This window comes from Gemmatimonadota bacterium, from assembly GCA_016713785.1.
Taxonomy (GTDB): domain Bacteria; phylum Gemmatimonadota; class Gemmatimonadetes; order Gemmatimonadales; family GWC2-71-9; genus JADJOM01.
Map to the genome: position 1 here is coordinate 1,864,246 of JADJOM010000003.1, position 18,941 is coordinate 1,883,186.

At 70.4% G+C, this 18,941-nt stretch carries 16 protein-coding genes; 8 read left to right on the plus strand and 8 right to left on the minus strand.

The window, feature by feature from the left end; translation table 11 throughout:
• The first annotated feature begins 59 nt into the window (after positions 1-59).
• From tdh to IPJ95_16525, 3 genes are all read left to right on the plus strand, one after another.
• Positions 60-1,103 (plus strand): L-threonine 3-dehydrogenase, encoded by a 1,044-nt coding sequence (tdh, locus tag IPJ95_16515; protein ID MBK7925201.1) that lies wholly within the window; start codon positions 60-62, stop codon positions 1,101-1,103.
• On the plus strand, positions 1,100-2,299 hold the full coding sequence (locus IPJ95_16520) for a glycine C-acetyltransferase (GenBank protein MBK7925202.1): 1,200 nt from the start codon (positions 1,100-1,102) through the stop codon (positions 2,297-2,299). Before tdh ends, IPJ95_16520 begins: the two co-directional genes overlap by 4 nt.
• 143 nt (positions 2,300-2,442) lie before the next feature.
• Positions 2,443-3,126 carry a hypothetical protein gene (locus tag IPJ95_16525; GenBank protein MBK7925203.1) on the plus strand — a complete coding sequence of 228 codons (684 nt, stop codon included), beginning with the start codon at positions 2,443-2,445 and terminating at the stop codon, positions 3,124-3,126.
• A 69-nt stretch (positions 3,127-3,195) separates the two neighbouring features.
• Here IPJ95_16525 and IPJ95_16530 read toward each other — a convergent pair whose 3' ends face one another.
• From IPJ95_16530 to IPJ95_16550, 5 genes are all read right to left on the minus strand, one after another.
• Positions 3,196-3,798: a DNA-3-methyladenine glycosylase gene (locus tag IPJ95_16530; protein ID MBK7925204.1), complete on the minus strand. Its 603-nt coding sequence runs from the start codon at positions 3,796-3,798 to the stop codon at positions 3,196-3,198.
• 2 nt (positions 3,799-3,800) lie between these two features.
• Complete coding sequence (locus IPJ95_16535) at positions 3,801-5,372, minus strand: NYN domain-containing protein (GenBank protein MBK7925205.1); 1,572 nt, start codon at positions 5,370-5,372, stop codon at positions 3,801-3,803.
• A 185-nt stretch (positions 5,373-5,557) separates the two neighbouring features.
• Positions 5,558-6,649, minus strand: coding sequence for a UDP-N-acetylglucosamine 2-epimerase (non-hydrolyzing) (gene wecB, locus IPJ95_16540; GenBank protein MBK7925206.1), 1,092 nt, complete (start codon positions 6,647-6,649; stop codon positions 5,558-5,560).
• Positions 6,646-7,749: a HAMP domain-containing histidine kinase gene (locus IPJ95_16545; protein ID MBK7925207.1), complete on the minus strand. Its 1,104-nt coding sequence runs from the start codon at positions 7,747-7,749 to the stop codon at positions 6,646-6,648. The genes wecB and IPJ95_16545 overlap by 4 nt, the downstream gene beginning before the upstream one ends.
• Complete coding sequence (locus IPJ95_16550; protein ID MBK7925208.1) at positions 7,749-9,275, minus strand: sigma-54-dependent Fis family transcriptional regulator; 1,527 nt, start codon at positions 9,273-9,275, stop codon at positions 7,749-7,751. The genes IPJ95_16545 and IPJ95_16550 overlap by 1 nt, the downstream gene beginning before the upstream one ends.
• A 381-nt stretch (positions 9,276-9,656) precedes the next feature.
• Here IPJ95_16550 and IPJ95_16555 point away from each other — a divergent pair, with 381 nt between their 5' ends.
• Positions 9,657-12,065, plus strand: a complete 2,409-nt coding sequence (locus IPJ95_16555) for a polysaccharide biosynthesis tyrosine autokinase (GenBank protein MBK7925209.1) — start codon at positions 9,657-9,659, stop codon at positions 12,063-12,065.
• Between the two features lie 10 nt (positions 12,066-12,075).
• Here IPJ95_16555 and IPJ95_16560 read toward each other — a convergent pair whose 3' ends face one another.
• Positions 12,076-12,996, minus strand: coding sequence for a response regulator (locus IPJ95_16560; GenBank protein MBK7925210.1), 921 nt, complete (start codon positions 12,994-12,996; stop codon positions 12,076-12,078).
• Positions 12,997-13,492: 496 nt separating this feature from the next.
• Between IPJ95_16560 and IPJ95_16565 the strand changes: the two genes are divergently transcribed.
• From IPJ95_16565 to epsI, 4 genes are read left to right on the plus strand one after another with little or no spacing between them, the layout of a single operon-like run.
• On the plus strand, positions 13,493-14,269 hold the full coding sequence (locus tag IPJ95_16565; protein ID MBK7925211.1) for a hypothetical protein: 777 nt from the start codon (positions 13,493-13,495) through the stop codon (positions 14,267-14,269).
• A 32-nt stretch (positions 14,270-14,301) separates the two neighbouring features.
• Positions 14,302-15,048, plus strand: coding sequence for a sugar transferase (locus IPJ95_16570; GenBank protein ID MBK7925212.1), 747 nt, complete (start codon positions 14,302-14,304; stop codon positions 15,046-15,048).
• Positions 15,049-15,093: 45 nt separating this feature from the next.
• Positions 15,094-15,954, plus strand: a complete 861-nt coding sequence (locus IPJ95_16575; protein ID MBK7925213.1) for an exosortase/archaeosortase family protein — start codon at positions 15,094-15,096, stop codon at positions 15,952-15,954.
• Positions 15,947-16,582 carry an EpsI family protein gene (gene epsI / locus IPJ95_16580; GenBank protein MBK7925214.1) on the plus strand — a complete coding sequence of 212 codons (636 nt, stop codon included), beginning with the start codon at positions 15,947-15,949 and terminating at the stop codon, positions 16,580-16,582. The genes IPJ95_16575 and epsI overlap by 8 nt, the downstream gene beginning before the upstream one ends.
• Positions 16,583-16,600: 18 nt before the next feature.
• Here epsI and IPJ95_16585 read toward each other — a convergent pair whose 3' ends face one another.
• Together IPJ95_16585 and IPJ95_16590 are read right to left on the minus strand one after the other, a co-directional pair.
• Positions 16,601-17,773 (minus strand): glycosyltransferase, encoded by a 1,173-nt coding sequence (locus IPJ95_16585; protein ID MBK7925215.1) that lies wholly within the window; start codon positions 17,771-17,773, stop codon positions 16,601-16,603.
• Entirely contained in the window at positions 17,764-18,894 is a 1,131-nt protein-coding gene (locus tag IPJ95_16590; protein MBK7925216.1) for a glycosyltransferase, read from the minus strand. Before IPJ95_16590 ends, IPJ95_16585 begins: the two co-directional genes overlap by 10 nt.
• Positions 18,895-18,941 lie beyond the last annotated feature (47 nt).

Below are 18,941 nucleotides of genomic sequence, written 5' to 3' on the forward strand. Positions count from 1 at the left end.
GCTTTGTCGCCCGTGCCCCCGGACTCGCCGGGCCGCCGACTGACTCCCGCTCCCTGCCCATGCGCGCACTCGTCAAGACCGAAGCCGGTCCCGGAATGGTCGTCCGGGACGTGCCCGTCCCGCCCTGCGGCCCCAGCGACGTCCTGATCAAGGTCCACTACGCCGGGGTCTGCGGCACCGACCTCCACATCTGGGAATGGGACGCCTGGGCCAGCGCGCGCCTCAAGCCGCCGGTGACCATCGGCCACGAGTTCGCCGGCGAGATCGTGGAGCTGGGCGTCGAGGCGCGGGCCGAGGGACTGCTCGCCGTCGGCGACCGGGTCACCGCGGAGGGGCACATCGTCTGCGGCCACTGCCTCCCCTGCCGCACCGGTGACGCCCACGTCTGCCGCCGGACCCGCATCATCGGGGTCGACCGCGACGGCGCCTTCGCCGAGTTCATCGCCATGCCGGCCTCGAACGTGATGAAGCTCGATGGCATCCCCACCGAGATCGGGGCCATCATGGACCCGATGGGCAACGCCGTCCACACCGTCCTCGAGGGCGGCGACGTGGCGGGCAGCGCGGTGCTGGTGCTCGGCTGCGGGCCGATCGGGTGCTTTGCCGTCGGGGTGGCCCGCGCGGCCGGCGCGTCCCTGGTCATCGCCAGCGACCTCAACCCCACCCGCCTCGACCTCGCCCGCCGCATGGGCGCCCATGTCACCCTCAATCCGGCCACCGACGACGTGGTGGGTCGCATCCGCGACCTGACCGGCGGGGACGGCGTGGACCTCGTCTGCGAGATGAGCGGGCACCCCAACGGCCACCAGACCGCCTTCAGCGCCGCGCGCCTGGCCGGCCGCGTGAACCTGCTGGGCACGCCGAGCCGCACCACGGACGTGAACTTCGCCCGCGACGTGATCTTCAAGGGCCTCACGCTCTATGGCGTGACCGGCCGGCGGATGTACGACACCTGGCAGCAGATGTTCCGGCTGCTGCGGGCCGGCCAGCTCGACCCGCGGCCGGTCGTCACCCACCGCTTCCGCCTGGAGCAGATGGCCGAGGCCATCCAGGTCATCAAGGACGGGCAGGCCGGCAAGGTCATCCTGGAGATCGGCGCATGATCGAGGCACTCGACCGGCGGCTGGCCGCCGAACTGGACGGCTTCCGGCGCGACGGCGTCTACAAGCACCTGCTCTACATCGACGGCGCCCAGGGTCCCCGGGTCCGCATGGAGGGGCACGGCGAGGTGATCGTGCTCTCGTCCAACAACTACCTCGGCCTCAGCAACCTCCCCGAGGTGGTCCGGGCCGGCAAGGATGCGCTCGATCGGTACGGGGCTGGCACGGCGTCGGTGCGCTTCATCTGCGGCACCTTCACCGTGCACCGCGCCCTCGAGGCGGGCTGCGCGCGCCTGGTCGGCACGGCCGCCTCGCTCAGCTTCGTGAGCTGCTGGAACGCCAACGAGGCGGTGCCCGGCACCCTCCTCGGCGAGGAGGACATCGTCATCAGCGACCAGCTGAATCATGCCTCGATCATCGACGGCGTCCGCCTGGCCAAGGCCATCACCAAGTGCCAGACCGCCGTCTACAAGCACGCCGACCTCGCCGACCTCGAGGCCCGGCTCGTGGCCGCCAAGGACCGCCGGGTGCGGATGGTGATCACCGACGGCGTCTTCTCGATGGAAGGCGCCATTGCCCGGCTGCCGGACATCGCCGAGCTCTGCCGCCGGCACGATGCCGTGCTGGTGGTGGATGATTCACACGCCACCGGGGTGCTCGGCAAGACCGGCCGCGGGACGGCGGAGCACTTCGGCATGGTCGGCGAGGTGGACATCATCACTTCCACCCTCGGCAAGGCGCTCGGGGGCGCCGCGGGCGGGTTCGTCGCCTCGACCCCCGCGGTCTGCGATTTCCTCACCCAGCGTGCCCGGCCGCAGCTCTTCTCCAACGCGCTCCCCCCCACGGTGGCGGCGAGCGCCCTCGCCAGCGTCGAGTACCTCGAGCACCACCCCGAGCGGGTCGAGACGCTGCGGCAGAACGCGCGCTACTTCCGGGAGGAACTGCTTGCCAGCGGCTTCGCCCCCCACCCCGGCGAGACGCCCATCGTGCCGGTGATCCTCGGCGAGACCGCCAAGGCCATCGAGATGAGCCGTCAGCTCCTGGCCGAGGGCGTCTTTGTCACCGGGTTCGGCTTCCCCGTGGTGCCCCAGGGCCAGGCCCGCATCCGCTGCCAGATCTCGGCGGCCCACACCCGGGATGACCTGGACCAGGCCCTCCGGGCCATCCGCAAGGTGGGGCAGCGCCTCGGCATCGTGTGACCGGCGGCACACCTTCGGCATCTCTTTGGGTATTTGGAGTCTTGTGGGTTCGGTAGACTTCAAGTAGTTTGGAAGCTCAACGCTCCAAGCAGAAGCTGGAAAAGCCCATAGCGGCTCTCACGCACTCATCTGGAGGCATCGCGATGCGCATGCTCGGTCGCACCGTGACGGTGCTCGGGCTGGCGTCACTGGCTCTCGCCCCGTCCCTCGCCGCCCAGGTGACGGGCTTCGAGACGTACCGCTGGTACATCGGGGCTCAGGCTGGCGCCACAATCTTCGAAACCGAGACCCAGACCAAAGGCGCCATCATCACCGGCGGCGTCCACATGCTGGTCACGGCCAAGCGCACCGGCCTCATCCTGGCCGTGGAGGAGGGCTTCAAGAAGAACCAGGGCAGCTCCTACGCGGACGCCACGGTACTCGGGGGCTCGCGGCAGGTCCTGTTCAACAACATCCGCAAGTATTCCGCTTCGCTGGTGGTGTTCCCGCTCAAGACCGTCGCCCAGCCGTACGTGGGCGTCGGGGCTGGATACATCCACACCGTGAAGAACTACCCGCAGGGGTTCTTCGCCACCCCCGCCGACGCCGACAGCGCCGAGGCGCTCGCCAGCCGGCTCGGCGGCAGCGGGTTCATCAGCCTGGTGGGCGGCGTACAGTTCCGCGTGTCGCGGATCATGCTCTTCGGTCAGTACATGCTGGCCTCAGCACCCCAGAACGGAAAGCTGCTCGTCGGACCGACGCACGCCTTCATGGGCGGGATCCGCTTCGGCCTGGGCCGTGCCCGAGAGGGCTCGGACGGCGCCAGCGGGACGAGCGGCGGCGACTAGCCCTCACGGGCGCGGCCTGCAGGTGCCCACGCCAACGGGGCGGGCCACGGTGGCCCGCCCCGCTTTGTTTCAGGGCACCGGTCGTGAGAGCCAGGGCGAGCCCTGGAGGGTAAATCGCAGGGGCCAGTTGCGCGCCCGCGAAATCCCGATCCGCAGCGATGCCACCACCTCCGCGCCTGCCGCTTCGCCGCGCAGTACCACGGCGGTGGACGGGTGGCGCCGGGCGCCATCGAGGACTCGGGTGATGCCCAGCGCTGCGCACAGCCGACCGGGCCCGGCGCAGAGTAATCGGTCGGGCACCCCACCGCGACGGCGCCGCATGAGTGCCAGTCCTTCCAGCGGCTCCAGGGCCCGGAGCAGCACGGCGGCACCCTGGCCGGGCGGACCGGTGACCAGGTTGGCGCACCAGTGCAGCCCGTAGCTCCGGTACACGTACCAGGTCCCCGGCGGCCCGTAGATCGCGGCGTTCTGCCGGTGGCGCCGGAACCCGTAGGCGTGCGAGGCCGGATCCTCGGCGCCGAGGTACGCCTCGACCTCCACGATTCGCCCGCTCGCCCGGCGACCGCCCGCGCCCACGACGAGGACGGCCCCGAGCAGCTCGCGGGCCACGATGCTGGCATCCCGCCGGAAAAAGGAAACGGGCAGCGAGGCTGCCCGTTGTCCCGCCTGCATCGCTATTCCTCCGCCTTCTTCTTGGCCCGGGTCCGGGGCGCCGCCTTCTTCTTTGGCGGCGGAGCCTCGGCCTCCTCCGATGCCTCCGGCGCGGGTTTCGCCGCCTTCTTCCGGGCGGGGGCCCGGCCCTTCTTCACCGGCTCGGCTGCGGGCGCCTCCTCCTCGAGGTTCACCACGCCGATCATCGGGATCACCGCGGAGGCCGACCCGAGCCGGGTACCACGACGGAACCGCAGGCCGCCGCGCACCGACGCCGCCTCGGCATTGGTGGCAGGGGCCGGCTGGTCCTCACCGCCAGCGGCGTCGGTGGCCGCGGACGGCGCGATCCCGGGCACCGGGCCGGAGTCGGTGCGCCGCCCGATGACCTCGTAGTCGTCCTCGCCCAGCTTCCGCACATCCGCCACCTCGGCGTCGTGGGCCTGCCGCAGGAGGCGGAAGAAGCGGCCGCTGTCGAGCAGGGGGTCCTGACGGCCGTAGAGGGCCGACATCCGATTGCGGACGGCATCATGCCCCGACGGCGAGGGCAGTTCCGCCAGCGCCCGGCGCAGGAGATCGAAGGCCCGGGCGAGCGTCAGGCCCTCCTGCTTCGGCGCGGCGGGGGCGGCCGCGGTGGGCGCACGCTCCTCCGCCGGACGGGCGTGTTCTCCACTGTCCCGCGCCTCGCGCTCGCCACCCCGGCCCCGGCCCCGGCCCCGGCGGCCACGGCCGCGGCGGCTCCGGCCTTCCTCGCCGGCTCCCCCCTCTTCGGCAGGTTCCACGGCCTCCGGCCGGGGGGCACGCGTGGGCGCCCGGGCGGGCGCCTCGGCGGCACCCCCCAGCGGCGCCACCTCGTACTGCCCGTTCTCCATCTTGGAGAGCTTGATCAGCCCCTTGTGGCTCGCCTCGAGCACGAACTTCGAGAACCGGCTGTAGCCGGCGTTCTTCTCGTCGAAATTCGGGTCGATCTGCTGCATCACCTGCTTGAGGCGGTCGGAGCGCATCACGTCGCCGTCGCGCGCCATCGTCGCCACGGCCTCCTGGACCAGGGCCCAGGGGTCCTTCTGGGTCGACGGCGCGTCGGCTTCCTTGGTGAGGCCGGCCAGGTCGGAGTAGCTGTAGTACTCATCGCAGTTCTGGATCAGCAGGTCGCTGGCCGACTCCCGGATCCCGACCCCGATGACGTACTTGCCGTACTCCTTGAGCTTGATCACCAGCATCGAGAAGTCGCTGTCCCCGGAGAGCAGGATGAAGGTCCCGATCTCGGGGCGGGTGAACACCAGCTCCATCGCGTCGATGGCGAGGCGGATGTCCGTCGCGTTCTTCTTGTTGGTGCCGAACGCCGGGGCGAAGATCAGGTCGATCGACGACTCCGACAGCGGCACGATGTACTGGTGGTACCGGCGCCAGTCGGCGTAGGCGCGGGAGACCGCGACCTTGCCCTTGATGATGTCGCTGTTGAGGAGGTGCTTCAGTTCCTTGGTGAGGTCCGAGCGGATCCCCAGCGTGACGTTGTCGAAGTCGATCATCAACGCGGCGTTGGGCGCGTGGAGGGGAGGATCCCCGGCACGCAGGTGTCGCAGGTGGGGTGTGGTCACATTCCGTCTTGGGTCTGGGATCGCGGGGGGAGCGCGGGGCGTAAGGGAGGGAGGGCTCGCGCCGCTCACTCCTCCGTGCCCGCCTCGCCATCGCGGATCCCGGCGCGGCCGCCACCATGGCGGTCCTGAGCAGGCCGGGATCAGGGGACAAATCTACAGCGGGTGCCCGTCCGGCGGCGAGGGGGTCAGGGAAGACAGAGGGCGGCGATCACCCGCTCCCCGGCGCGGCCATCCCAGCCCTCCGGGCGCCCCGGCTGGTAGCCGCCGCCCGCCCGCCGGGCCAGCACCGCGGCCACCGCAAGGTTGATCCCCTCCCGGCTGGAGGGAATCAGGCGGTTGGTGCCCTCGGTGATCGTGACGGGCCGTTCGGTGTTGGGGCGTGCGGTCAGGCACGGGACGCCGAGCACCGTGGTCTCCTCCTGCAGGCCGCCGGAGTCGGTCAGCACCAGGGTGGCGCGGTCCACCAGGGAGACGGTCTCGAGGTAGCTGAGCGGGTCGAGGAGGGTCACGCGCCGGGCCAGTTCCGACAGGCCGAACTCCCCGATGCGCTGCCGGGTCCGGGGATGGATCGGGAAGATCACCGGCATCTGCCCGGCCAGGTCGTCCAGGGCGCCGAGGATCTCCCGGAGCAGCTCAGGGTGGTCCACGTTGGAGGGCCGGTGGAAGGTGCAGAACGCGTACGGTCGCCCGGCCACGCCGTGCGCCTCCGGGGCCCCGAGTGCCGCCGCCTTCCCGCGCAGGGTGAGCAGGGTGTCGACCATCACGTTGCCGACGAACCGGATCTTCTCCGCGGGGACCCCTTCCGCCAGCAGGTTCGCGTCGGCGTCCCGGCTCGGCGTGAGCAGCCGGTCGGCGAGGACGTCGGTCACCAGCCGGTTGATCTCCTCCGGCATGGCGCGGTCACGGCTGCGGAGCCCGGCCTCCACGTGCGCCACCTTCACCCCACGCTTGGCCGCCACCAGGGAACAGGCCATCGTCGAATTGACATCGCCGTAGACCACCACCCACTCGGGGGCCAGGCGCTCCAGCACCGGCTCGAACTCCGTCATGATCCTGGCGGTCTGCACCGCGTGGCTCCCCGAGCCCACCCCCAGGTTCACGTCCGGGGCCGGGAGCTCGAGGTCGGTGAAGAACCGGTCGCTCATCGCGGCGTCGTAGTGCTGGCCGGTGTGGACCAGGAACTGCTCGACGCCGCCGCGTGCGCGGCCGGCCCGGAGCACCGGCGCCACCTTCATGAAGTTGGGCCGGGCACCGACGATATGCAGGAGACGGGTCATTGCCGTTCGGAGGCGAGCGGAAGGTCGAGTTCGAAGAAGAAACGGGTGCCGGTCTCGGTGGCGGTCTCGACCTTGAGGGTCGATCGCATGGCCTCCACCAGCTTCCGGCAGATCGAGAGGCCGAGTCCGGCGCCGGAGAAGGCGTACTCGCCCTGCTTCTGGCGGCGCCGGAACGGCTCGAAGAGCGTCAGCATGGCGTGGGGGGGGATCCCGCGGCCGGTGTCTCGAACGGAGAACTGCACCGTGTTCCCGACGCCCTGGTCGCCCCGCAGCTCCACGTACCCTTCCGAGGTGAACTTGAGCGCGTTGGTGGTCAGGTTGAGGAGCACCCGGGAAAGCGCCACCGGGTGCCCCACCCGGAAGTCCTCCGGCGGCATGAACAGGCGGACCGACAGCCCCTTCTCCTCGGCGATCGGCTGCACGATGTCCCGCACCGACTCGAAGATGTCCGCGATCGAGAAGGGCAGCGGGTCGAGGTCCACCAGCCGATCGCCCCCACGCGCCAGCTCGATCACGTCGCTGGCGAGGGAGGAGAGCCCGAACGCGGCGGAGTAGATCAGCCCGAGCTGGCGTTCCTGCACCGCGTTGATCGGCCCGCTGCGGGCGCGCTGCAGCGTCTCGGCCAGAAAGAGGATGGAGGTCAGCGGGGAGCGGAGGTCGTGGGCCACCTCGACCACCAGTTCCATGCCGTCCGGCCCCGAGAGCCGGTCGGCGAAGTGCTGGGCCCAGTCCGGCTCCAGGGCCCAGTGCACCTTCTCGATGGCGCAGAGCAGGCCGAGCAGGGCAGCACCGTCCGGTGGGGGGGAGAGCCGCTCCGCCTGCCCCACCAGGTGCCGCCGGGTGAGATCCACCAGGCGCCGGGTGAGCACCGTGCGGGGCAGGCCGTCGACAGCCGCCGCCTCGCCGCGCGCGGCCCGACCCACCGCGGCCGCGACCTGGGCCAGCAGCCCGCGGACCTCCTCCTGCGCCGGGCTGTCCTCGGCCACCTGCTCCCAATCCGCCCCGACAGCGGTGATCGCGCGGTCGAAGGCGTCCCAGAGCTCTGCGGTGATCTCCTGCCCGCCGGCGCGTGCGCAGACCGGCTCGCCGGCGCGTGCCATCACTCCGCGGACCCCGAGAGATCGTCGCGCTGGAAGTTGTGCTTGTCCATCAGGCGGTACAGGGTGGTCCGGTCGATGTTGGCCAGCCGTGCCGCCTTGGACATGTTGCCGCCGGCCCGCCCGATCAGCCGGGTGAGGTATTCCTTCTCGAACTGCGCCACCACCCGGTCCTTCGCGACGTGGTAGGCCTCATCGAGCACCGGCGCGGCGATCGCGGACTCCGAGGGGTACTCGGAGCCATCCTCGTAGATCGGGATGTCATTGGGCTGGATCATCTGGTCCGGCTCAGCCAGGACCGCCACGTGCTCGATCACGTTCTGCAGCTCACGCACATTGCCGCGCCACGGGCGCGAGCGCAGGAAGGCGATGCTGGCGTCGGTGAGCTTGGGCAGGCGGTCGCCCATCTGGCGGTGCCGCTGCCAGTAGTAGGTCAGGAAGTGGTTGGCCAGCAGCGGGATGTCCTCCGGCCGCTTGCGGAGGGGGGGCAGCTTGATCGGGACCACCCGCAGGCGGTAGAACAGGTCGCCACGCAGAATGCCCTGATTCACGGCTTCCTGCGGATCGCGGTTGGTGGCCGCCACGTACCGCACGTCGACCACGGCGTCCTGGGTCTCGCTGCCCACCCGGCGCACCACCCCGTCCTGGATCACCCGCAGCAGCTTGGCCTGCAGCGGCATCGACATCTCGGTGAGCTCGTCGAGGAACAGCGTACCGCCGTTGGCGGTCTCGAGCAGCCCGGGCTTGTCGCGGTCGGCGCCGGTGAAGGCGCCCTTGCGGTGGCCGAACATCTCGGACTCGAGCAGGGGCTCGGGCAGCGCGGCGCAGTTGATCGGCACCAGGGTCCGGCTGGCGCGCCGGCTGTGCTGATGGATGAACTGGGCGATGACCTCCTTGCCGGTCCCGCTCTCGCCGGAGATGAACACCGAGGCATCCGTGGCCGCGACCTTCCGGGCCAGGTCCACCGCCTTGCGGAACAGGGGCGAGATGCCGATGAGCGAGATCTTGTCGCTGTGACCGCCCTGGGTGGCGAGCTGCTGCTTGAGGTCCCGGGTCTCGCGCGCCACCATGACGGCATGCGACGCGCGGCCGATGAGCACCTGCAGGTGGGTGGCGGAGAACGGCTTCGGCAGGTAGTCCCAGGCCCCGGCGCGCAGGGCCTCGATGCTGCTGGTCACGCTCGGGTTGCCGGTCATCACCACCACGATGGTATCCCGGTTGAACTCGAGGGCCGAGCGGAGGATGTCCATCCCGGAGGTCTGCGACATGTAGAGGTCGACGAGGATGATGTCGAACTTCCGCCGCTTGACCACCTCCAGCGCCTCCTCCCCGCGGCCGATGAGGGTGACGTTGTAGCCGTCCATCTGGAGGACGCTCGCGCAACTCTCCCGGAGGGTCCGCTCATCGTCCACGATGAGGATGCGGATGCTGGCCTTGACCTCACCGGGGATGGAGAGGGGATCCCGTCCGCCGGATTCGCCCGGCGGCCCATCGGGCCGCCGGGGGGTGTGCGTCAGCGAGGATCCCATCGGTCACTCCTTCGGTCCAGCCGGGGGGCCCCGGGGACCATGCAAAACCGCCAGATTCCGGTGTCTCGCGCGGCCGGTGGGGCCGCAAACGGTGGTTAGACACCTTTACCTTGCATCCTTGGTGCCACACCCCGGTGCGTGGAGGAGTCAGCAGGATGTTGCACAAGCTACATTCTATTGCCTTCGGCGAGCAACAATGTTGCGTGAACGCAACACCTAGGGGTATCCCAGCCTGAAACGGGGGGCCCCTCGCAGGGTGCAAGTCGGCGTCCGGCTCGCATCTCCCACCGACTCGCCGCGGTATTGACTTTGCACTAGGGTCAGCCGACCATGAGCGACCGTCAGGGTCGTTCGGAACCCCCAGCAGACGCCAGGACGCCAATGGCAGGCAAAATCGTCACGTCGAAGAGCGCAGCGCTCACCAGTGACCGCGCCGTCGACATCACGCCGTTCCAGGGACACGGCGCCCCGCTCGGGGCTCCGGAGCCCCGGGAAGAGGGCGTCAACTTCGGCCGCTACCTCTCCGCCCTGAAGCGGTACCGGTGGCTGATGCTGCTCATCCTGCTGCTGGGCACCACCCTGGGCGTGGTTGCCACCAAGTTCGTCCCGCCGGAGTACATGGCCACCGCCACCATCTGGATCGAGGACCAGGGCGGCCGCTCCGGTCCGCTCCGGTCCGGCGAGCTCTTCAATCAGTTTGGCTACGTCCAGTTGCTGCAGACGCCGATGGTGTATGAACCGGTGGTGCACCGCCTGCGCCTCTACGTGGCGCCCAAGCAGATCCGGGACACCGTGCTGTTCAGCACGTTCGACATTGGCGAGCGGTTCCGGACGGGGAAGTTCAGCTTGACCATCCAGGAGGGGGGCAAGCAGTACACGCTCTTCCGGGCCGGCAAGGAGATCGAGACCGGGCAACTCGGGGACTCCATCGGCCGCCGTCAGGGCTGGCTGTGGGCCCCTGCGTCGGCGCTGTTCAAGGGCCGCGCGGAGATCGAGTTCAAGCTGACCGATCCGCGCCTCGAGCTGCAGAAGCTGATGGCCGACCTGCGGGCGCAGATGCCGGAGAAGGGCACCTTCATGCGGGTGTCGCTGGCCAGCAAGGAAAAGAACCGCGTGGCCGGCGTCCTCAACGCCATCAGCCAGGAGTTCGTGGACATCGCCGCGGACCTCAAGCGCCGCAAGCTGACCGAGTTGCGTGTCGCCCTGGATTCCCAGGTGACGACGGCCTACCAGAATCTGCGGGAGGCCGAGGCACGCCTGAAGAACTTCCAGATCGCGACGATCACTCAGCCCCGCTCCGGGGCGTTGCCGGTCTCCCCCGGGTTGTCGACGACCACCGGGGATGCCACGGCGCTCTATACGCAACAGCGGGTGCAGCTGGACCAGCTCCGGCGGGACCGGCAGCAGATCGAGGCCGTGCTCGAGCGCGGACGGGCCGGGGCCATCACGGTGGATGCCTTCCAGACCATCCCCTCGGTGAACCTGGCCCCGCAGCTCAAGCAGGCCCTCTCCGACCTCACCATCCGGGAAGCGGAGATGTCCGCGCTGCTCCAGCGGTATACGCCCGACCACCCGATGGTGAAGTCCACCCAGCAGACGATCGACCACCTCCGGAACCAGGCGATTCCGCAGTATGCGCAGGCCCTCATCGACCAGCTCCGGTACCAGGAGTCAGATCTCGAGGGTCGGCTGCGGCAAAGCGCCACCGAACTGGCGGCCGTGCCCACGGTGACCATCACGGAAACGCGACTCACCCGGGACCTGCAGGCGGCGGATGAGCTGTTCAAGATGCTCAACGGACGACTCGAGGAGGCCAAGCTCTCCGAGCTCTCCGCTATCCCCGATGTCCGGGTGCTGGACTGGGCCGTGGCGCCGCAGAAGCCAGCCAGCAACTCCGCGCCGAAGATCATCCTGATGGCCCTGGGCGCGAGCGTGGGCCTGGCGGTGGGCCTGGCGCTGCTGCTCGACCAGTTGGACAAGCGGTTCCGCTACCCGGAACAGGTGTCGAGCGAGCTGGGGCTGCCGATCCTGGGCGCGATTCCCGCCATCAAGAAAACGCGGCGCGGTGAACTCGCCGCGGACCAGGCGGCCCAAGTGGTCGAGGCCTTCCGCACCGTGCGCCTCAACCTGGCGCATTCCTACGGTGCGGCCGGTCCGGTAACCCTGACGATCTCCAGCGCAGGCGCCGGCGACGGCAAGTCACTGGTCTCCTCCAACCTGGCGGTCTCCTTTTCCGAGGCCGGGTACCGCACGCTGCTGATCGACGGTGACATCCGCCGCGGGGAGATCCACCGCATGTTCGGCGTGGACCGTCGCCCCGGGCTGCTGGACTACCTCACCGGCGAGGCGCCGCTCGACGACATCATCCGGCCCACCAGCCAGCGGGGGCTGTCGGTCATCCCGTGCGGCACCCGCCGGCACCAGGGCCCGGAGCTGCTCGGATCGGCCGCGATGGCCGAACTGATGGGAGAGATGAAGGCCCGCTTCGACGTGGTGATCGTCGACAGCCCGCCACTTGGGGCCGGCATCGACCCGTTCGTGCTGGGCACGGCCACCGGCCACATGGTGATGGTCTTCCGCTCCGGCGAGACCGACCGACAGATGGCCGAGGCGAAGCTCCGGCTGCTGGACCGGCTGCCGGTGCGGGTACTCGGGGCGGTGTTGAACGAGATTCAGGCGGACGGGGTGTACCGGTACTACTCGTACCTGTACGGCTACTCGTCCGACGAGGAACAGGCGCCGCCGCAGGTGGCGGCCCAGTCCAGCGCGGGGACCAGCGGCGGGGAGTAGGCGGCGGGCGTCAGCCCGCGGCGGGCGCGGGGGCCGGGGCGAAGGCCCGGATCCGCTCGGCGCCGTCGGCGGCCTGCAGCTGGCGGAGGGCCGAGGTGGCCTGCAGCAGCATCTCCACCGCGTCGACCCTGGACTCGGCGAAGTTCGGAACGGCGCAGTAACCGGCCCGCAGCGGGAGCCGGCCTGCGCCGTTCGCGTTGGCGGGGGCCAGCAGCGCCTCCAGGCGCTCGAACATCCGCACGGCGCCGATCGATGGAGTATCCGGGGCCACGACGGCGAACTCGCCGTCGCCGAGGCGGCCGAACGCGTCCGACGAGCGGCCCTGGGCGCGCAGGACCTGCCCGATGCGCTCGAGCGCCTGGTCCTCGACCTGCGCGTCGCCGGCTTCGGGGGCGAACACCATGCAGGCCAGCGGCTGGTGCCGACGGGAGACCTCCGCCCCGATCTCGCGCGCCCGGCGGGAGAGGCCGCGCATGTTGTAGAGGCCGGTGAGCTGGTCGAGGAAGCTCTCCTCGCGCAGGCGGTCGGACTCGAGCTTCGAGGCGAGGAAGGTGGCGAGCTTGAGGAGCAGACTCTCACCGTCGAGCGGCTGGCCGAGAAACTCCCAGGCGCCGGCGCGGTAGGCGTCGAGCCGCTGGGCGCGGCCCGAGGGGCCTGCGGTGGTGATGATGATCGGCGTGGTGGCGTTGAAGCGCGGATCGGCGCGCAGTTGCCGACAGACCTCGAAGCCGTGGAGGTCCGGCATCTGGGCATCGAGGATGACCAGGTCGGGTCGGGCACTCCGGGCGCGATCGAGCGCCTGCTGCCCCGTGTAGGCCCGGAGCACCGCGTAGCCGTTGGGCGCAAGGATGCTCTCCAGCGACCGGGCAGACCACTCCTGGTCGTTGGCGATCAGGACCAGCGGGGGTGACGACATCACGGGTTCGGTCATGATCCCTCGGGAGCCAACCGCCGCGTGCCGCCGCCCAGCGAGCGGGGCGGCACTGCGGGGATCCCAGGTTGCTGGAGATGGGAGTGCGGCGGACGACCCAGGACGGCTCGGCGGGAGCTGACGGGGGCCAACGCGCACTGACAATGGTAGGATACGCACGGGTGCCGCGCGGGGCAATACGAAATGCGGCGCGAGAGTGCGAATTGCTCGCATGCCGTGCCTGTCGACCCAGCCGCGCCCGATACGGCCGAGGTACGCGGAACGGGACTCTGTGACGCGGCGCGTGGCGCGGACGCATCGGACGGTGTAGGCTTGTGTCCACAGCGTGGAGCGCCACACTTTCCCAAGTCTTTCAAGCACAGGCAGTTGGCCAGCGCCTCCAGGCCGGACCGCGGCCGTTCAACCTAGCACACGGTGTGCACCGAGAGATCCGAGACCTATGACCTTCGTCTGTTCCCTTCCGTTGTCGGTTGCCCGCCGGTGGTCGGTATGGGCCTTGCTCGTGGCCGCGGTGTTCGCCGGCCCGTCGACGCTCCGGGCCCAGGACGAGGCCGATCCGGGCACCTCCGGGCGCCGGCCGGTAGTCACCCGGGCCCAGCTGCAGCAGTCACTGGAGGCGGCGGAGGCGCTGGCCAACTCCGATGCGTACAGCGCCAGCTTCCGGGAGGCCAAGCGGGACGAGGCGGCGCTGATCCGGGAACGGCTGCTGGAGGGCGACTTTTATGTCGGCGACCAGATCAACATCACAATGATCGGCGACAGCGGCACCACCGGCATCAAGGCGATTGGCCCCGGCCGGGTGCTGACCCTGCCCGGCCTGCCGGACATCCCCATGCGTGGCGTGCTGCGTTCGGAGCTGGAGGCGTACCTGACCGAGCAGGTGGGGCGCTACGTGCGGGAGCCGCAGATCAAGGCGCGGCCGACCATCCGGCTCACGTTCATGGGCGGCGTGGGCAAGGCGGGCTTCTACCAGATGGATGCCGACATCATGCTGAGCGACGCGCTCATGCAGGCCGGCGGGATCGGCAACCAGACGGAGCTCAAGGACTCGAAGATCCTGCGGGGCGAGGACCAGATCATGGACGGCGAGGCCTTCAACAAGGCCGTCACGGACGGCGTCACCCTGGACCAGCTGAACCTGCGGGCGGGGGATGTGGTGGAGGTGGGCATCAAGCAGCCCAGCGACTGGTACACGACGCTGCGGACGATCGCGGTGATTCCCGCCCTGATCATCAGCACGTACGGCATCGGCAAACTGTTCGGCATCTTCTAGGCGTGCAGCAGACCCAGGCAGCGGACCGCACCATGGCGACCGGTAGCACCTCGCGCACGGCCCGAGTGACCCCGCGAGAGCGCTGGCTCAAGCTGGTGGAGGAAGTGGAGGATCCGATCGTCCCCCAGACCCGATCGGAGGCGCTGTCGCGCGCGCTGAACTTCGGCCTCGCGCTGCTGGCCATCATTTTGATCGCCCCCCTGCTCCTGCTGATCGCGGTCGCGGTCAAGCTGACCAGTCGCGGCCCGGTGTTCTATACCCAGACCCGGATCGGGCTCGACCGCCGGTGGAACCGCGCCCCGCCACCTGATGGCGAGACCCTGCGTTCGCACGACCTCGGCGGCCAGGTCTTCACCATCTACAAGTTCCGCACGATGTGCGTGAACGCCGAGCACCTCTCCGGCGCGGTGTGGGCCGCCAAGGAAGACCCGCGGGTGACCCCGGTCGGCAAGTTCCTGCGGCAGTACCGGCTGGACGAACTGCCCCAGCTCTTCAACGTGCTGGCCGGCGACATGAACATCGTCGGGCCCCGGCCGGAGCGGCCCAGCATCTTCGCACAGCTGCGCAAGAACATCCGCGGCTACGAGGCGCGCCAGCGGGTCAAGCCGGGGATCACCGGCCTGGCCCAGGTCAACCAGCAGTACGACCAGTGCCTGGACGACGTCCGGAACAAGCTCGACTACGACCTGCAGTACCTGAAGCGGCAGAGCCTGTGGCAGGACATCCTCATCATGCTCAAGACGGTCCCGGTGATCCTCTTCCGTCGGGGTGGGTGGTAACACCGGGTGGCTGCCACGCTCCCAGCTGACCGCCCTCCCGCCCTGGTGCGGGACCCTCTCCGTCTCGCCCCGCTCGTCCTCACCGCCGTCCTCTTCCTGCTGCTCTTCCGGCAGCCGTTCCAGCTGCTGCTGCGCGACTGGTGGAACGACCCGGACGCGGGGCACGGCCTGCTCCTCGCGCCACTGGCGGCCTGGCTCGCGTGGCGGCGCGGCCTGGTGTCCGCCGCGCCCGAGCGCCTCCTGGGATTGCTGCTCCTGGTGACGGCGGTGGCGATCCGCTACCTCTCCGGTCTGGCCGCCGAGCTGTTCACCATGCGCGGATCCATGCTGCTGGCGGCCGTGGCCCTGGTGCTGTTCTTTCGCGGCATCCGGCAGGCGCTGCACTGGTGGCTGCCGATCCTGCTGCTGGCGCTCTCGATCCCGATCCCCGACGTGCTTACCACCTCGCTGGCGCTGCCGCTGCAGCTCCGTGCGTCCCGCTGGGGGGCCGCGATGCTCGCGGTCCGCCATGTGCCGGTGGAACTGTCCGGGAACATCATCCGGCTGCTTGACCCCGCCGGCCAGCCCCTGCGGGACCTGTTCGTCACCGAGGCCTGCAGCGGACTCCGATCGCTGACGGCACTCCTGTCCCTCGGCGTCCTGGTGGGGGGGCTGTGGCTGCGGCACCCGCTCAGCCGGTTGCTCCTGGTGGCACTGGCCATCCCCGTGGCGATGGTCGTGAACGCGGTGCGGGTGTTCCTGACCGGGTACCTCGTCTACTGGGTGGACCCCAAGCTCGGGGAGGGGTTCATGCACCTCAGCGAGGGATGGCTGATGTTCGTGATGGCCTTCCTGATTCTGGGCGCCTTCACCTGGGCAGTGGCCTGGGTGGAGCACCGGCGTGCGGGGGCCCCCGCCGATGCCTGACTGGACGCGCTGGCTGCCGAGCGGCGTGCTCGCCCTGGGGTGCATCTTCACGCTCGCGGTGGACCGCCAGCACCCCATGCCGATGGTCCGGCCCCTCGACCAGATCGCGGACACGCTCGCCGGGCGGGCCGGCCTGCGCGGCACGCTGCCGGAGGACCAGCTCGCGGTGGCGGGCGTGTCCACCTACCTGATGCGACGCTTCGAGGGGGCGGTGGCGCCGTTCGAGATCTACGTCGGGTACTACGAGCAGCAGACCCAGGGCCGCACCATCCACTCCCCCAAGAACTGCCTCCCCGGCTCCGGGTGGGAGGCACTGCAGCAGACCACGACGAGCGTCCCGACCTCGGCCGGGGCGTGGATGGTCAATCGGTACCTGCTCCAGCGCAAGGACCAGCGCGCCCTGGTGTTCTACTGGTACCAGGGCCGGGGCCGCGTGGCGGCCAATGAGTACCGGGTCAAGTGGGAGCTGCTGCGTGACGCCGCGCTGCTGGGCCGCTCGGAGGAAGCGCTGGTGCGCATCGTGGTCTGGCTAAATCCGGAGACCCCGGAGGACGTGGCGGCCGCGTGGGCCACGCGCGCCGCCACGGACCTGATTCCCGAGGTCTTTGCGGCGCTCCCCCCGCGCTGACCGGCGCCCGGCGCGGGACTACACCGGGCGGCGGGTCGGTTCCCAGATCGGATTCAGCTCGCCGCGGAGCGCCTTGCTCCACGCCAGGAACCCCGCCAGGTGCGTGGTGAGCACGAAACCGCACAGCGACACCAGGCGGGGCAGACGCCGCCCCTCGGGCGCCCGCAGCGCCACGGCGCCGAGCCCCGCGCCCGCCAGGATGAGCGCCAGCATCACCCGGGCCGCCACATGGTCCACCGCCAGCAGCGCCACCGCCACCACCGCGACCGGGGCCGCCAGGAACACGAGCCAGCGGACGAGCTTGTGGGACCAGAGCATCCACGCGAAGCGGCCATAGCGGAACGGATTGAGCAGGTGGCGCTTGAACCAGAGGGTCTCGAGACCGCGGGCCATGGTGCGGACCTTCCGCCGGAACTCGCGCTGCAGCGAGGAGGTGCGGGGGACCAGGCAGACCGCCTCATCCACGGACACCGCCCGAAGGCCGTGCTCCCGGGCCGTCAGGGCCGAGGCGAAATCGCGCGAGAGCGCGGCCGGCACCAGCGTCTCGTGCAACTCCAGCCGGATGGCGTAGAAGCAGCCGCTGGCGCCCACGATGGACCCGATCCGCGTTTCGAGCGAGCGGACCCACATCTCGTAGCCCACGTAGCCGGATTCCCCCTCATTGGCCTCGATGCTCAGGTCGCCCACGCTCACGTCACGTCCGGAGGCGACGCCGATCGCCGGGTCCTGGAAGACCCGGATGAGCGGCTTGAGCGAGGTGGGGAGGATCCGGATGGTCGCGTCGGTGTTGACCACGATGCGGCCACGCAGCTCCGCGAGGGCGGCGTTCTCCGCGGCGGTCTTGCCCGACCGCTGGGCCAGGCGGAGCAGTTCGACCCCACGGTCGGCGTACTCCCGCACCACGTCGTCGGTGCCATCGCTCGAGGCGTCGGAGACGACCAGGATCTGGCGCCGGTCGGCGGGGTAGTCGATCGCCAGCAGGGAGTCGAGGGTGCGCCGAATGGCGTGGACCTCGTTGTACGCGGGCACCACGATCGAGATCGCCGGCCACTCGGGCGGGTCCGGGTACACCGGCGGGGCCGGCCGGAGCCCGCCCCAGAGCTTGAGCAGCGCCGGGTACACGAAGTAGGCGTACCCGAACAGCAGCCCCGGCGACAGGGCGAGGAGCACTTCCACATCCATCAGGTGCATGCCAGGTCCCCGGGACGGCGCGCCATGACGGCGCGGTAGAGTTCGGCGTGCCGCTCGAGCCAGGGCTCGAGGGCGTACTCGTCGGCCAGGCGCGCGGCGGCGCGGGCCGCGCGCGCGGCGGCAGCGCCCGGGTCGGTGAACACGGCGTCGATCGCGGACGCGAGCGCCGCCGGATCCTCCGGCGGCACCAGCAGCGCCTCCGCGGTGCCGACGACATCCGGCACGCCGCCGACGCGGGTGGTGACGATGGGCACGCCGGCGGCCATGGCCTCGAAGAGCGCGATGGGTGTCCCCTCGGTCCGCGAACTGAGGACGTAGCAGTCGAAGGCCGAGAAGTACCGCCCCGCCTCCGGCACCAGCCCCGCCCACCGGACCCGGCCCGCCACGCCCAGCGCTCCGGCCTGCTGCCGCAGCGCGTCGCGTTCACCGCCATCGCCCACGACGACGGCCACCTGCTCCACCCGCGCGAGGGCCTCCAGCAGCACGTCCGCCGCCTTCTCGCGCGAGAGCCGCCCCACCCATCCGATGAGCCGGTCGGCCGGGCCGACCCCGAGCCGCACGCGAGCTTCCGCCCGGGCGAGCGGGGGAAGCCCCGGTGCCCAGGCATTCGGGATCAGGTGCACCCTGTCCCGCGGCACGCCGGTGGAGACCAACCGGGCCGCGATAGGACGGGACACCGCCACCACGCCGGAAAAGCGCCGGAAGCTCCGTAGCTGCAGCCGCTCGTAGAGGCGGTTCTTCCAGTCCCCGCCGGTGAAGCCGTGCACCGTGCTCACCCGCGCAATCCCGGCGGTCCGCGCGGCACGGCCAGCGATCAGGTCGGCTCGGTACCCGTGGCAGTGCACCACATCCGGCCGCCAAGTGGCGAGGACCGAGCGGTACTGCGCCTGCTCCCGCAGGTAGGCGCGGTGCGGCACCGGGTGGCAGAACACCCGAACCCCGACGTCTGCCAGGGCCCGGAAGGGCTCAGGCAGGTCCGCCCCCTCATCGAGGACCAGGGCGACAGCCGCCTCCCCACCCTGGGCCACCCAGCCCCTGGCGTGCATCTGGACGACGCTTTCCAGCCCACCGGCGGGGCCGGGGGCCAGCGCATGAAGCACGCGGGGGAGCAAGGCAGGCATGGAACGCCCTCTTGGAGCAAGAGCTGTACTGTCCCGCCGCGGTGGTC

Coding starts and splice junctions, on each gene's coding strand:
- IPJ95_16570 (MBK7925212.1), top strand. CDS start 14,302: ATGGCGACCGGTAGCACCTCGCGCACGGCCCGAGTGACCCCGCGAGAG.
- IPJ95_16545 (MBK7925207.1), bottom strand. CDS start 7,749: ATGGCACGCGCCGGCGAGCCGGTCTGCGCACGCGCCGGCGGGCAGGAG.
- IPJ95_16525 (MBK7925203.1), top strand. CDS start 2,443: ATGCGCATGCTCGGTCGCACCGTGACGGTGCTCGGGCTGGCGTCACTG.
- wecB (MBK7925206.1), bottom strand. CDS start 6,649: ATGACCCGTCTCCTGCATATCGTCGGTGCCCGGCCCAACTTCATGAAG.
- IPJ95_16590 (MBK7925216.1), bottom strand. CDS start 18,894: ATGCCTGCCTTGCTCCCCCGCGTGCTTCATGCGCTGGCCCCCGGCCCC.
- IPJ95_16530 (MBK7925204.1), bottom strand. CDS start 3,798: ATGCAGGCGGGACAACGGGCAGCCTCGCTGCCCGTTTCCTTTTTCCGG.
- IPJ95_16585 (MBK7925215.1), bottom strand. CDS start 17,773: ATGCACCTGATGGATGTGGAAGTGCTCCTCGCCCTGTCGCCGGGGCTG.
- IPJ95_16560 (MBK7925210.1), bottom strand. CDS start 12,996: ATGACCGAACCCGTGATGTCGTCACCCCCGCTGGTCCTGATCGCCAAC.
- IPJ95_16555 (MBK7925209.1), top strand. CDS start 9,657: ATGGCAGGCAAAATCGTCACGTCGAAGAGCGCAGCGCTCACCAGTGAC.
- IPJ95_16550 (MBK7925208.1), bottom strand. CDS start 9,275: ATGGGATCCTCGCTGACGCACACCCCCCGGCGGCCCGATGGGCCGCCG.
- IPJ95_16520 (MBK7925202.1), top strand. CDS start 1,100: ATGATCGAGGCACTCGACCGGCGGCTGGCCGCCGAACTGGACGGCTTC.
- epsI (MBK7925214.1), top strand. CDS start 15,947: ATGCCTGACTGGACGCGCTGGCTGCCGAGCGGCGTGCTCGCCCTGGGG.
- tdh (MBK7925201.1), top strand. CDS start 60: ATGCGCGCACTCGTCAAGACCGAAGCCGGTCCCGGAATGGTCGTCCGG.